At 72.9% G+C, this 13,800-nt stretch carries 10 protein-coding genes; 7 read left to right on the top strand and 3 right to left on the bottom strand.

Annotation, left to right across the window (positions count from 1 at the left end; translation table 11 throughout):
- The first annotated feature begins 336 nt into the window (after window positions 1–336).
- The gene (locus ACTUAL_RS16430; protein ID WP_015805257.1) at window positions 337–681 is read left to right on the top strand and encodes a hypothetical protein; all 345 of its coding nucleotides are present in this window, start codon (window positions 337–339) and stop codon (window positions 679–681) included.
- A gap of 14 nt (window positions 682–695) precedes the next feature.
- The gene (locus ACTUAL_RS16425) at window positions 696–1,823 is read left to right on the top strand and encodes a WXG100 family type VII secretion target (RefSeq protein ID WP_440900882.1); all 1,128 of its coding nucleotides are present in this window, start codon (window positions 696–698) and stop codon (window positions 1,821–1,823) included.
- A 201-nt stretch (window positions 1,824–2,024) separates the two neighbouring features.
- Here ACTUAL_RS16425 and mycP read toward each other — a convergent pair whose 3' ends face one another.
- Together mycP and eccD are read right to left on the bottom strand one after the other, a co-directional pair.
- Window positions 2,025–3,503, bottom strand: coding sequence for a type VII secretion-associated serine protease mycosin (gene mycP, locus ACTUAL_RS16420; RefSeq protein ID WP_096497108.1), 1,479 nt, complete (start codon window positions 3,501–3,503; stop codon window positions 2,025–2,027).
- Window positions 3,504–3,514: 11 nt separating this feature from the next.
- Window positions 3,515–4,909, bottom strand: coding sequence for a type VII secretion integral membrane protein EccD (eccD, locus tag ACTUAL_RS16415; protein ID WP_096497107.1), 1,395 nt, complete (start codon window positions 4,907–4,909; stop codon window positions 3,515–3,517).
- Between the two features lie 282 nt (window positions 4,910–5,191).
- Between eccD and eccCa the strand changes: the two genes are divergently transcribed.
- Window positions 5,192–9,196 (top strand): type VII secretion protein EccCa, encoded by a 4,005-nt coding sequence (gene eccCa, locus ACTUAL_RS16410; RefSeq protein ID WP_096497106.1) that lies wholly within the window; start codon window positions 5,192–5,194, stop codon window positions 9,194–9,196.
- Window positions 9,197–9,295: 99 nt separating this feature from the next.
- On the opposite strand, the gene ACTUAL_RS16405 is transcribed toward eccCa, so the two are convergent.
- On the bottom strand, window positions 9,296–9,937 hold the full coding sequence (locus ACTUAL_RS16405) for a hypothetical protein (RefSeq protein WP_096497105.1): 642 nt from the start codon (window positions 9,935–9,937) through the stop codon (window positions 9,296–9,298).
- 526 nt (window positions 9,938–10,463) lie between these two features.
- Here ACTUAL_RS16405 and ACTUAL_RS16400 point away from each other — a divergent pair.
- The 4 genes from ACTUAL_RS16400 to ACTUAL_RS16385 all read left to right on the top strand — a co-directional run bounded on the left by ACTUAL_RS16400 (window position 10,464) and on the right by ACTUAL_RS16385 (window position 13,683).
- Window positions 10,464–12,410, top strand: coding sequence for a type VII secretion-associated protein (locus ACTUAL_RS16400; RefSeq protein WP_440900881.1), 1,947 nt, complete (start codon window positions 10,464–10,466; stop codon window positions 12,408–12,410).
- Window positions 12,411–12,426: 16 nt separating this feature from the next.
- The gene (locus ACTUAL_RS16395) at window positions 12,427–12,843 is read left to right on the top strand and encodes a hypothetical protein (RefSeq protein WP_157767933.1); all 417 of its coding nucleotides are present in this window, start codon (window positions 12,427–12,429) and stop codon (window positions 12,841–12,843) included.
- 148 nt (window positions 12,844–12,991) lie between these two features.
- Window positions 12,992–13,309, top strand: coding sequence for a WXG100 family type VII secretion target (locus tag ACTUAL_RS16390; RefSeq protein WP_440900880.1), 318 nt, complete (start codon window positions 12,992–12,994; stop codon window positions 13,307–13,309).
- An 83-nt stretch (window positions 13,310–13,392) separates the two neighbouring features.
- Entirely contained in the window at window positions 13,393–13,683 is a 291-nt protein-coding gene (locus ACTUAL_RS16385) for a WXG100 family type VII secretion target (protein ID WP_440900879.1), read from the top strand.
- Window positions 13,684–13,800 lie beyond the last annotated feature (117 nt).

The raw sequence follows: 13,800 nt of genomic DNA, 5'->3' as shown, positions 1-13,800 counted from the left end.
GCGCTTGGGGGCGGGGGACGCTGGGCTGACCTGCGCTGGGGACGGGGGCGGCTGGGGCGGACGTGTGTTTGGGGGCGGGGGATGGGGCTGACCTGCGCTTGAGGGTGGGGGACGCTGGGGCGGCTGGGGCGGATGTGTGTTGGGGAGTAAGGGCAACCAGGCCCGATGTGCGTTGGGGGCGGGTGGGAGAGGGGCGTTGCGGTCGCGCGGTGGTCAGGGGGAGGTGTGCACGAGGGGGTGGGTTGTCCTTTTTGGGGTTCCGGAAGCTCGCTCGCTCGCTTCCGGGGAACCACCCACCCCACCAGTTCGTGTGAGGGGGGAGGTCTGGGGGCGAACGTGGTCGAGCAGGTGGGCAGGGGCAGCGGGAAGGTCGAGGTCGACGCCCGCTGGTTGGAGCTGTACGCGCGGCGGGTCGGTGAGGCCGCCGACGAGCTGGGGAAGGCGCGCGACGAGCTGCGCTCGGGGCCGACGCTCACCACGGCGTTCGGCGACCTCGGGCGCTCCCTGCGCAGCGCCGAGTCCTACCGGCGCGCCGCCGAGGTGCTGAACCAGCAGCTCGACCGGGCCTGCGGGACGCTCGGCTCGGCGGCCGAGGGGCTGGCCGCGGTGGCCGACAGCTACGGCGGGCAGGACGAGGAAGTGGTGGCGATGCTCCGCGCCGTCGAGCGGCAGCAGGGCTAGCGGGAGGACCGGGGATGGCGCGCGAGGACGGCCACCAGATCGCCGCGAGGATCGAGCCGGAGCTGGACTACCTGTCCGGCATCAGCCGCAGGCTCGGCGCGCGCGACCTGGTCGAGGAGTACTTCCAGCCCGTCGTGGGCCAGTGGGCCGACCTGCACGCGGAGGCGGAGCGCTGGCGCCGTGCCGGGCTCGTCGCCGAGCACGTCACCCGCGACCTGACCAAGCCGCTGGGCAAGCTCGACTCGGCCTGGCAGGGCGCGGACGCCGAGTCGTTCGTCCGGCACATGCAGCAGGTCGGGCTGGCCGGGCACGACCTGTCCGACGCCATGAACGTCATGGGCGACGCGCTCGACGCGACCGCCGACGGGGTGCGCGGGGCCGTGGAGGAGATGGCCTCGCTGTTCGCCGACGCGGCGGAGGCGGTGTCGGCCGCCGCCGCGCTCCCGGTGGACGGGGACCGCAGGGCGCTCCAGCACCTGGAGGAGCTGCGCGACCCGGCCCGCGAGCTGCACGAGTCGGTGCGGGACATGCTGGAGGGGTTCCTGCGGCTGTGCGACTCGGTGTCCGGCGAGGGCGCGGACGGGTTCGCGGAGGTGCGGATGGACCACCGGTTCCCCGAGCAGGACTGGACGTCGTCGACGCTCGCGGGGAAGAAGACCGCCCCGGACGCCGCAGAGACCGGGAAGGCGGCCGAAAAGGCCGCTGAGGAGCCCGCTGAGCCCGTCGCGGAGGCCGGGACGGGGAAAGCCTCGTCCGGCGGTGGTGGCGCGGTGGGCGCCGGTTCCGGCGGTGGTGGCTCGGTGAGCGGCCTCGGTGGCGGCGGCGGCTCCGTCCCGCTGGGGCCCGCGCCGGGCTCCGGGGGCTCCCACGGGCAGCTGCAGCCCGGCGGCTACAGCGCCGTCGCCGAGCAGGGCGGCGGCCCGGCCACCAGGACCGCGGCGGCTGCGGGCGGCGGAGGAGCCGGTGCGGCGGGCGGCGCGGGCGGCATGGGGATGATGGGCGGCGGCATGATGGGCGGCGCTCCCGGCGGCCAGCAGGGCGGCGAGAAGGAGCACAAGTCCAAGTTCCGGCTCACCGGCACCATCGAAGAGGTCTACGGGAAGCCGAAGCGGAGCGCGCCGCCGGTGCTCGGCGAGGACTGACCCGGTTGGCGGAGCGGTGTCGGCCGCTGCGGGAAAATTCACCACAACCGCTTCGGCTTGCCGAAGGAAAGTTCCACCCCTTGGGGCGATCAATACCGCCAGCAGTGGGTGTCGCTGTCACCACGCGTGTCGAAAAACCCCCTTCACGAGAAAAGGGCCGTCGGGAGGAACTCCTCCCGACGGCCCTTTTCCGCTGTCGTGTCAGAAAGCCGACTTCACCGGTTTCCGCTCCCGGTTCCGGCCCACCGTGTGGACGACGAACAGGGTCAGCAGCAGCGCCCCCACCCCGATCCCGGTGCCCGCCAGCGCCACGATCATCGGCGTCCTGCTCGGCGGGGCCCCGGTGTTCAGGTCGGTGAAGATCTGCTCCGGGTTCTCCGGCTTCGCCCCCGCCTGCTCCAGCGGCAGCTCGGCCGTCAGCGCGGCGATCGGGTTCACCATGCCCGCGCCCACCTTGTGGTCGCTGCCACCGGGGTTGCCGGGGTGCTGGGCCGTCGACTTGATCCGGTCCATCACCTGGTGCGCGTTCAGCTCGGGGAAGCGCTCGCGCACCATCGCGACCACGCCCGCCACGTACGGCGCGGCGAAGCTGGTGCCCTGGATGCGCGCGGCCTGGCCGTTCTGGTCCACCGTCGCGTTGGTCAGGCCGCTGCCCGCCGGGTCCAGCGTGACGATGTCCTCGCCGGGCGCCGCGACGCTCACCCACGGGCCCCACACCGAGAAGGACGACACCCCGCCCTGCTGGCTCATGGACGCCACCGACAGCACGTCGTCGGCGTACCAGGGCGGCGAGGCGACGACCTTGACCGTCTCGGGGTCCGCGTTGTCGTTCTGGCTCGCGCACCCGCTGGACTTGCTGTTCGGGTCGCTCGCCACCAGGTTGCCCGCCGCCGTGACGATGACGGCGTCCTTGGTGTTGACCGCCCAGTCGATCGCGGCCTGGAGCTGCTTCTCCTGGGCGCTGGAGCCGTTCGGGTTCGGCGTCTCGCACGCGGTCAGCGAGATGTTGATGACGTCCGCGCCGTCCTCGGCGGCCTTCACGATGGCGCGGGCCAGCGTGCCCACCTTGCCCGCCGTGGGCCTGCTGTCCTGCTTGGCGGGGTCGTCGAACTTGTAGTGCGCGCTGGTCTGCCGGTAGGCCAGGATCTGCGCTTCCGGCGCGGCCCCGACGAAGCCCGTCTCCGGGTCCCGCCCGGCCGCCGCGACGCCCGCCACCTCGGTGCCGTGGCCGTCGCAGTCGACCGCGCCGTTGCCCTCGTTCTTGCCGACGTAGTCGCCGCCCGCCTGGACCCGGCCCTCCAGCCTGGGCTGCTTGCCGTTCACGCCGGTGTCGATGACGGCCAGCTTGATGCCCCTGCCGGTGGCGAAGCGGTGCGCCTCCTCCAGCCGCAGCTGCATCTGGCCCCACGGCTTCTCGGCGATCTTCTGGTTGCCGGTGCTGGAGGTGATGCAGGACAGGTGCTGCTTGTAGTCCACGTCCGGGCTGGCCGCGCCGACGGCCGGTCGCGCGCCCTTGTCCAGCGGCGGCGGCTGCGAGTTCGGCGCCTTCTTGGTGGTGCTGCTCGGCGCGCTGCTCGACGGGCTGCCGCTCCCCGCGGGCTGGGCGAGCGCGCCCGGCGCGGTGAGCAGGGTCATGGCCACGGCCGTGACCGCCGCGGCCCTGCGGGTCGTGCGTCGCATGGTCACCAACCTCAGGCCGGGAGGAGCTGGCGCATGACCACGTACATGTCCATGACGGCGAGCGCCAGCGGGAGCACGGCCGCGATCAGGATGGCCTCCAGCACGTCCACGGTGCGGCGCAGCACCGGGGAGAACTTCTGCTGCGGGAAGATCACGCCGAGCACCAGCGACACCGCGCCGACCAGGATCAGCGCGCCGAAGACGAACAGCAGCCGGTCGCCGGGCGAGGACTGCACCAGCCAGCCGACCAGCACGCCCGCGCCCGCGAACATGCCGCTCACCAGCAGCGCGACCGCCTGGGCCCCGTTGGCGTAGGCCCGGCCGCGCAGCAGCAGCACGAGGGTGACCACGATCGCCAGGATCGGGCCGAACACCGTGCCGTCACCGGCGGCGATGACCGCGAACAGCGCCGCGACGCCGCCGCAGCCGATGATCATGCCGGTCAGGTACTCGTGGGCGTTCGCCGTGCGCCGCTCGATGACCGCGTACTCCGGGAAGCCGGTGTCCTCCTTCAGGTCCTCCGCGTTCGTGGGGACCATGGGGAGGGGCAGCTTCGCGAGCTGGATGGTCAGCCTGGGCAGCGCGGACAGCGCGGCCAGGCTCACCGCCGAGGTGGCGGCGGCGATGCCGACCATCGGGTGCTCGACGAACAGCCCGATCAGGAACGCCACCGCGCTCAGCGCGCCCGCCGTGGCCGCGGCGATGAACACCGTGATGCCCCGGCCGATGAGCAGGATCGCCACCGAGGCGAAGATCAGCACCAGCACGCTGGCCAGCAGCAGGTTCGCCATGCCCACCGGGCCGGGGACCGCGTAGAGCCCGGCCACGTAGGCCATGGGCAGGCTGCCCGCCGCGACGATCAGCACGCCCGTTCCGGTCGCCGAGTAGGACCGCGCCACGACCGTGCCCGCCGCGATCGCGACGATGGCCGCGATGCCCGCGCTGATGGCGGCGGCCAGGCTCGTGCCACCGCCCACCGGGCCCGCCATCAGCACCGCGACGGCGGCGGCGGCGAGGCCGAGCGCGCCCGCGATGTGGCCGTACTTGCGGGCGGTCTCCTTGGTCCACGGCCGGTAGCTGTCCGGGTCGGACTCCGCGATCGCGTCGACGACGTCGTCGTACAGCGGAGGGGGAGGGTTCTCGTTGCGCTTGCGCAGCTGAAGCAGCTCGCCGTCCACGACCCCCAGCGACGCCAGCGTGCGGCCGGGGTCGAGCGGGCTGTCGCCCAGCTTCGCCAGGCACCACCCGCCGTGGCGCACGCCACCGTCGGGCGTCGCCTCCTTGGCCATGTCGAGCAGCATCGGCAGCAGGTCGGCCACCGCGACGTCGGCGGGAAGCGCGACGTCGATACGCGTTCGCGGCGCCACCACCGTCACCCGGCTGAACACCGTCGTACCGGTCGCCACCAGCGCCCCCTAATTCCTGGAAGAGTGTGTGCTTGCGGGTCGCCCGACCCTATTCGGCGACCTCGACGCCGACCGGGCGGCCCCAAGTATGGCCCCAGCGGTCCCACCCGTAGGTCGCTTCGGGTGAAGCCGTTGCCGGTTGTTTTCCCGGACCCACCGACGTGGCGCGCCGTGATGCGCCATAGTGTCGGTTGCCGGTCGGCCGGGCGTCAGCGCCCGTGGTCTGGGCCGAAGAGCCCGTGCCAGGCGATGGTCTTACTAGTTGTGTGAGGTGCCTGTTCGGTGAGCACGCTGCAGTTCAAGCGCATGGCGCGCCTCGCTGCGCCCCGGCCGCCCGGCGGTGAGGTCCACCTCGAACCGCCGCCCGAGGTGCCCCGCGTCATCCCCGGCAACATCATGATGAAGGCGATGCCCGTCGTCATGATCATCTCGTCCGTGGGCATGATGGCGCTGATGTTCACGTACAGCAATCGGAGCCCGGCGGCGATGATCATGCCGGGGATGATGCTGGTGTCGACCATCGGCATGATGGCCAGCGGCATGGGCTCGGGGAAGGGCCAGAAGAAGGCCGAGATGAACGAGGACCGCAAGGACTACCTGCGGTACCTCGGCCAGATGCGCGACCGCGCGCGCGAGGCCGCCGACGAGCAGCGCGCCGAGCGCGAGTGGGTCCACCCCGACCCGCAGATGCTCTGGTCGCTCGCCACCACGCGGCGCATGTGGGAGCGCAGGCAGTCCGACCCGGACTTCTGCCACCTGCGCGCGGGCCGCGGCTCGCAGCGGCTGGCCACCCGGCTCGTCCCGCCGCAGACCGGCCCCGTCGAGGAGCTGGAGCCCATCGCGACCCTGGCGCTGCGCCGCTTCGTGCGCGCCCACTCGCTGGTGCCGGACCTGCCCATCTCGATCGCGCTGCGCGGCTTCGCCGCCGTCGGCCTGATCGGCGAGGTCAACGAGAAGCGCGGCCTCGCCCGCGCCCTCATCGCGCAGATGGCGACCTTCCACTCGCCCGACGACCTGCTCATCGCGGTCGTCACCACCGGCCGCACCAAGGCCGAGTGGGAGTGGGCGAAGTGGCTGCCGCACGTGCAGCACCCGTCGATCGTCGACGGCATCGGCCAGCTGCGCATGATGGCCAGCTCGCTCGCCGAGGTCGAGGCGATGCTGGACGAGCAGCTGCGCGAGCGCCAGCGGTTCACCCGCAACGCCCCGCCGCCCAGCGACCAGCCGCACATCGTCATCGTCATCGACGACGGCGACGTGACCAGGGAGGAGCAGATCCTCCTGGAGGAGGGCCTGGTCGGCGTCACCCTGCTCGACCTGTCCGAGTCCCTGGGCAACCTGACCGCCCGGCGCGGCCTGCGCCTGGTGATCGAGGACGGCAAGCTCGGCGCCCGCAGCGCCAGCGGCGTCGAGTGGTTCGGCGGCCCGGACTCGCTCAGCATCACCGAGGTCGAGGCGCTGGCCCGCAGGCTCTCCCCGTACCGCATCGGGGGCATGGGCGACGCGGGCGGCGACACCGAGGACCCGCTGTCGGCCAACCCGGCCCTGCTGGAGCTGCTCGGCATCCCCGGCGACCCGATGACCTTCGACGTGCAGCAGGCCTGGCGCCCGCGCCCCATGCACGACCGGTACCGCGTGCCGTTCGGCATCGGCGAGTTCGGCCAGGCCGTCGAGCTGGACATCAAGGAGGCGGCCGAGAACGGCATGGGCCCGCACGGCCTGTGCATCGGCGCCACCGGTTCCGGCAAGTCCGAGTTCCTGCGCACCCTCGTGCTCGGCCTGCTGGCCACGCACTCGTCGACCGCGCTCAACATGATCCTGGTCGACTTCAAGGGCGGTGCGACGTTCCTCGGCCTGGACGACGCGCCGCACGTCGCCGCCACGATCACCAACCTGGCGGGCGACCTGACCCTCGTCGACCGCATGAAGGACGCGATCGCCGGTGAGGTGTCCCGCCGCCAGGAGGTCCTGGCGAAGGGCAACTACAAGAACGTCTGGGACTACGAGAAGGCCCGCGAGAACGGCGCCGACCTCGACCCGCTGCCCGCGCTGTTCATCTGCATCGACGAGTTCTCCGAGATGCTGACGGCCAAGCCGGACTTCATCGACATCTTCCTCCAGATCGGCCGCGTCGGCCGGTCGCTGCAGATGCACATGCTCCTGGCGTCGCAGCGCCTGGAGGAGGGCAAGCTGCGCGGCCTCGACACGTACCTGTCGTACCGGATCGGTCTGAAGACCTTCTCCCCGGCGGAGTCGCGCGCCGCGATCGGCGTCCCCGACGCCTACGAGCTGCCGCCCATCCCCGGTTCCGGCTACCTGTCGGTGCAGGGCTCCGGCCTGATCCGGTTCAAGGCGCTGTACGTGTCCGGCCCCTACCGCCCGGCGGGCATCCAGGTGGCGGGCCCGGCGGCCCCGGTGAGCAGCGACAAGCGCCCCCGGTACTTCGTGCCCGACTACATCGAGATCCCCAAGGAGCCCGAGCGGCCCAAGCCGCAGGTGGTCGAGGTCAAGAAGGAGCAGGAGGACAAGAACGAGGAGAGCGAGCTCGAGGTCATCGTCCGCAGGCTCAAGCACCAGGGCCCGGACGCCCACGAGGTGTGGCTGCCGCCGCTGAACGAGCCGCCGACCCTCGACGCGATCCTCCCGCCGCTCCAGCAGACCGACGACCGGGGCCTGTGCGCGCCCGGCTACCCCGCGAACGGCAGGCTCGCCGTGCCGCTGGGCGTGGTCGACAAGCCGTTCGAGCAGCGGCGCGACGACCTGTGGGCGGACTTCTCCGGCGCGGCCGGTCACGGCGCGATCGTCGGCGGCCCGCAGTCCGGCAAGTCGATGATGCTCCGCACCCTGATCACGTCGATGGCGCTGACCCACACGCCCGAGGAGGTGCAGTTCTACTGCCTCGACCTCGGTGGTGGCACGCTCGCCTCGCTGGAGCGGCTGCCGCACGTCGGTGGCTTCGCCTCCCGGCTCGACGTGGACAAGGCGCGCCGCATGGTCGCCGAGCTGACCGGTCTGATCGCCGAGCGCGAGCTGCGGTTCCGGGCGCAGGGCATCGACTCGATGGTCGAGTTCCGCAACCGCAGGCGCCGGGGCGAGATCCGCGACGACGACTTCGGCGACGCGTTCCTCATCGTCGACGGCTGGATGAACTTCCGGCAGGAGTTCGAGGCGCTGGAGCCGATGGTCCAGGCGCTCGCCGCGCAGGGCCTGTCCTACGGCGTGCACCTCGTCGTCGCGGCCAACCGGTGGGCCGAGATCCGGCCCGCGATGAAGGACCTCCTGGGCACCCGCCTGGAGCTGCGGCTCGGCGACCCGAGCGAGTCCGACGTGGACCGCAAGGTCGCCGTCAACGTCCCGCCCGGTCGCCCCGGTCGCGGTCTGTCGCCGCAGAAGCTGCACTTCCTGGTCGCCCTGCCGCGCATCGACACCTTCTCGGACCCCGAGAGCGTGGCGGCGGGCGTGCAGGACATGATCAACAAGGTGAGCGGCTCCTGGCGCGGGCGCCACGCGCCCTCCGTGCGGCTGCTGCCCGACCTGCTGCCGTACCAGGAGCTCATGACGGCGGTCGCCACGACCAACCCGAACCGGGGCCACCTGGTCCCGATCGGCGTCAACGAGGACGAGCTGGCCCCGGTCTACCTGGACTTCGACGCCGACCCGCACTTCATGGCGCTGGCCGACGGCGAGGCGGGCAAGACCAACATGCTGCGCACCATCGTGCGCGGCATCATGAACAGCTACACCTCGAACGAGGCGCTGATCATGCTGGTCGACTACCGCCGCACGATGCTCGGGTACATCGAGACCGACCACCTGCTGTCCTACGCGGTCTCGTCCACCCAGCTGGTCGACATGATCAAGGACGTGCAGGGCTCGATGAAGGGCCGCCTGCCCGGACCGGACGTCACGCAGGACCAGCTGCGCAACCGGTCCTGGTGGAAGGGCCCCGAGCTGTTCGTCATCGTCGACGACTACGACCTGGTGGCCCCGCAGGGCAGCCAGAACCCGCTGGCCCCGCTGGCGGAGTTCATCCCGCAGGCCAAGGACGTCGGCCTGCACGTGGTCGTGGTCCGCCGCATGGGTGGCGCGTCCAGGGCCATGTACGACCCGATCCTGGGCAAGCTCCGGGAGATCTCGGCGCCGATCATGGTGGGTTCCGGTTCGAAGGAGGAGGGTGCCATCGTCGGCAACCTCAAGGCCTCGCCGCAGCCCCCCGGCCGGGGCACGCTGGTGACCCGCAAGCTGGGGCAGCAGCGCGTGCAGTTCGCCTGGATCCAGCCGGAGTAAGGGCGCTCGACCGCCGAGGACCCCGCTCCCCCCACCGGGGGAGCGGGGTCCTCCGCGTTCCGGGCCGCGTTCCGGGAGCGGTCGCGGGCGGCCGGGCGCTCAGCGCGCCCCGACGGCCCGCTTCCCGGACGCGGCGCCCCTGGTGAGCCTGCGCAGCCCCACGTTCAGCGCCAGGCCCGACAGGCGCCCGTACGGCGTGCACGTGCTGTCCAGCAGCAGCGCGCCCTCGTACCGCTCCACGCCCCAGGGCTGGGCCACCACCGTCTCCCCGCCGTCCAGCGGGACCACCAGGAGCAGGTCGCCGAACCGGCGCGAGTCCACCTTCAGCTCGACCCGGCCCGCCGTGAAGTTCATCCGCAGGTGCTCGCTGACCCGCAACCCGGTCAGCTCCAGCACCAGCGAGGGCAGCCCCCACTCCGCGACGGTCGCCACCGTGCGCTCGCTCACGTGGGCGTGCACCGACCCGGCGCGCACCCGCCCGAATCGGGCGACGGCGCGGTCGGCGTCGTCCCGGATCGCGGTCGTGTCCGGCAGCGGCACGGCCAGCGGCCGGGCGATCAGGCGCGCCGGGCTCAGCTCGCGCGCGACCCTGCGCAGCGAGCTGTCCGCGTCCGAGCCGCGCTCGGGCAGCGAGCGCACCGTGGCCAGCTCGCGCAGCGCGCACGTCCAGTGGCCCGCGTAGCGCAGCGCGTGCTCACCGGTCAGCTGGTGGGGTGCGGATAACGCGGCTTCCGTCGTCATCTCGGGCTCCGTTCCGGGGTGGCGGGGGCGTTCGGGCGGGAAACCCGGCGCGCACCGCCGATATGATCCAGCCGAACACGCGAACACGTGGGTTGACCACCCCCTTCGGTTGTTCCGCCGGTTGTTCCCCTCAAGTCCTTCCGGTACCGGTTACAGGCTGCTGACCAGCGGTCACGTCTCCGTGAGCGCCGATCGGGAATCACCGGACCGGGTGTCCGAGAAGGATGCACTTCCCGGTGAGCGGATGCCAGGGGCCCCTTTCCCCGAACCGCTCCGGAAGGCGCTCCGGAAGTTCACCGGAACGCCCCGACCGGGGGACGGGCGAGTTCCACCGCGCCCCGCCCGTGAGAGTTCTCACCGGTCCGCGCGGGGTGGACCGGAGGTGTCCCGGCGGTTTCGGAGAGGTGTCCGGGCGGCCCTCCGCGACCGGCGCGGCGCGGAGCAGGGCCGCACCGGGCGGCAGCGCGTCGGGCCCATCCTGTATGCATGGTCCCGGCAGGCCCCGGTCGGACGCGGGGAGGTGCGGATGAGCCTGCGCGTCGCCGTCGACTTCGGCACGTCCAGCACCTGCGTGGCCGTCTCGGTGCGCGGCCGGGAACCGCAGGTCGTCGTGGTCGACGGCCAGCCGATCGTCCCGTCCGCCGTGTTCGCCGCCGCCGACGGCACCCTGTTCGTCGGCCAGGAGGCCGAGCGGCAGGCCGCCGTGGACCCCGCGCGCTACGAGCCGCACCCGAAGCGCCGCGTCGACGAGTCCGAGCTGCTCCTGGGCGCCACGGTGCTGCCGGTGGCCGACGCGGTGCGCGCCGTGCTGTCCCGCGCCGTCGACGAGGCGAGGCGCTTCGCGGGCGGCGCCCCGGTCGACCAGCTCGTGCTCACCCACCCCGCCGCGTGGGGCTCGGTGCGCACCGGCGTGCTGCTGCGGGCCGCGCGCGGACTGGGCCGCGAGGTCCGGCTGGTGCCGGAACCGGTCGCCGCCGCGGTGTTCCACTCCGCGTCGCACGCCGTGCCCGAGGGCGCCGCGCTGGCCGTGCTCGACCTGGGCGGCGGCACGGTCGACGCCAGCGTCGTGGTGCGCCGCGCCGGGTCGTTCCAGGTGCTGGCCACCGAGGGCGACCCCGGATTCGGCGGCGCGGACATCGACCAGGCGCTGCTGGAGCACATCGGCGGCACGCTCGCCGAGGCCGACCGCGCGGCGTGGGCGCAGCTCGTGGAGGGGCGGGAGCTGGCCGACCGGCGCAAGCGGCGGGTGCTCCGGCAGGACGTGCGCGGCGCCAAGGAGACCCTGTCCCGGCACTCCTACACCGACGTGCCGCTGCCGCCGCCGCTGCCCGACGCGCACGTGACCAGGCTCGACCTGGAGCGGCTGGTGGCCGAGCCGCTGGCGCGGGCCGCCGGGCTGGTGGCCTCCACCGCGCGCGCCGCCGGGCTGGAGCCGGGCGCGCTGGCGGCGGTGTTCCTGGTCGGCGGCACGAGCCGGGTGCCGCTGGTGGCGCGGCTGGTGCTGGAGCAGACCGGCGCGGTGCCGACCAGCATCGACCAGCCGGAGACCGTGGTGGCCAGGGGCGCGCTGCTCGCGTCCGCGCCCGGTCCGGCCGACAAGCCCCGCGCGTCCGGGACCGAGGGGGCGACCACCCGGATCACCCCGGCCGACGAGGCCGCCACCCGCAAGCTCGCCGCGGGCGAGATCCCCCGGACCGACGGGCCCACCCGCAAGATCACCCGGCGGATGACGGCGCCGCCGCTGTCCGGCCCGTTCGCCCCGCAGCCCCCGTCCGCGCAGATCCCGGCCGCGCAGCCCCCGGCGCAGCCCTCGCCCCAGCAGCTCCCGCACCCGCTGCCGCCGCCCCGGCTGACCCACTTCCCGACCACCCTCCCGCCGCAGCCCCGACCGCCCGCGCGCCGCAGCCGGGTGCCGCTGGTGGTCGGCGGGGTGCTCGCGCTGGTCCTCGTGGTCGGCGCGGCCACCGCCTACGCCCTCGCGGGCGGCTGGTGGTCCGGATCCGGCCCCGGTCCGAGCTCGTCCCCGCCGCCCGCCGCCGACGAGCGCGTCACGGCCCAGTACGACTACCGCTTCTCCCGGCCCGAGGGCTGGGAGCAGTCCGGCAGCGACGCGCAGGAGCGCAGGGTGCAGCTCAAGCCCGCGGGCTCGGCGGGCGACGGGGCGGTGCTGGTCGTGCAGGAGCGCAGGCTCAACTACGACGCGACCGCCGAACCCGGCCGCGCGGAGGCCGAGCTGCGCGCCCAGTACGAGGCGGGCGGGGGCAACCTGTCCGATTTCGACGCGCGGGCGTCGTTCGCGGACAAGGATGTGGTGCGCTTCCGCGAAGCGGGCCAGGGCGCCTCGACCGACTGGTACGTGGTGTTCCAGGGGCGCGTGCAGGTCAGCGTCGGCTGCCGGTACGCGGACCAGGACCGCGAGCGGGTGCGGTCCGCCTGCGAGCACGTGGTGCGGACCCTGTCCGTGACGAGCTGACGCTGGAGCAGAGGGCATGACCGGCATCCAGGACGCCTACGCCAGGTTCCGCTCGGACCTGGCCGCCGCCACCACCAGGGCGAGCAGGGCCTCGGGCGAGGGCGGCGCGCGCAACGCGGCCCTGCGCGCGGCCACCCGCGCGCTGGCCGACCGGGCGCGGGCGGGCGCGCCCGACCCGGCGTCGACCGGGACCTCGCCGGACGTCCGCAGGGTGGCGGGCGGCTGGCGCGAGAGCCGGGGGCTGCCCGTCGAGAATTTGCCCTCGGAAATTCCGGGATCCGCCGGGGAATCGCAAGCGCAAACGGGAGCGAATGCAAATCAGGTGCACGAGCAAACGCGACCGGCGTCACGTCCCGTGGCCGCCCGAGGGGCTCACCCGTCAGTGGGGCAGGGCGATGACGAGGACTTTTCGCAAGCGCGAATCATGAGCTGAGGCGCGGACCGCGTCACTCAGCGTTTACAAGCGCAACTACTTCCGGGGAATGCGCGACAGCGGGGAACCGGCCGTGGCAGTGTCTGCGTCGCAACACCGTGCCGGCCCGGCACAGGCTTGATCTCATTGACCTAGGGGGTCACACGCAATGGCTGGTTACTCCACCGGAACTCCCGAGCTCATCAACGCGGCTCGGGACATCACCAACACCAACGGCAACGTCCAGGGCATCCTGGGCCAGCTGCGGTCCACGGTGGACTCGCTCGCCCCCGCGTGGGTGGGTAACGCCGCCGACTCGTTCAACAAGCTGATCGAGCGCTTCAACGAGGACGCCCGCAAGCTGAACGAGGCGCTGCTCGCCATCGCGAACGAGATGGACAGCACGGCCGCGACCTACATCCAGCAGGAAGAGGAGCAGGCGCAGGAGATGTCCACGATCGCGAACCGCCTCGGCGGCGGTTTCTGATCGTTGGGAATTCATTCCCACGCTCTCTTCGCTCCACCTGCAATTCCTTTTCCGCTGTGTAGCTTCACTTCCTAGGGGAGATCATGAACGACCAGATCAAGGTTGACTTCGGGCAGCTGTCGGGCGCTGCCGGCGACATCTCGGGCCACGCCACCAAGGTGCAGACCGAGCTGGACGAGCTCAAGCAGCGCCTCGCCCCCGTCATCGCGCAGTGGGAGGGCTCGTCGTCCGAGACCTACCAGGAGGCCCAGCGCGCGTGGGACACCGCCGCGGCCGACCTGCAGCAGGTCCTCGCGTCCATCGGCACCGCCGTCGCCGCGGCCACCGAGGCCTACCAGTCCGCTGAGCAGCGGAACACCGGCCGCTGGGGCTGATCCCGCTCGCGGTCCGCTGCGACCGCGATCGCCAGCCGCGCCGCGGGCCCGGCGACCAAAACGGGGCCGGGGCGAGAGCCCGGGGGGGGCAGGCGGCCCCGCCCCGAACCCACGACC

The organism is Actinosynnema sp. (genome assembly GCF_052038725.1).
The sequence above is the reverse complement of the archived record's forward strand: the minus strand, read 5'-3'. Positions and strand labels throughout refer to the sequence as shown.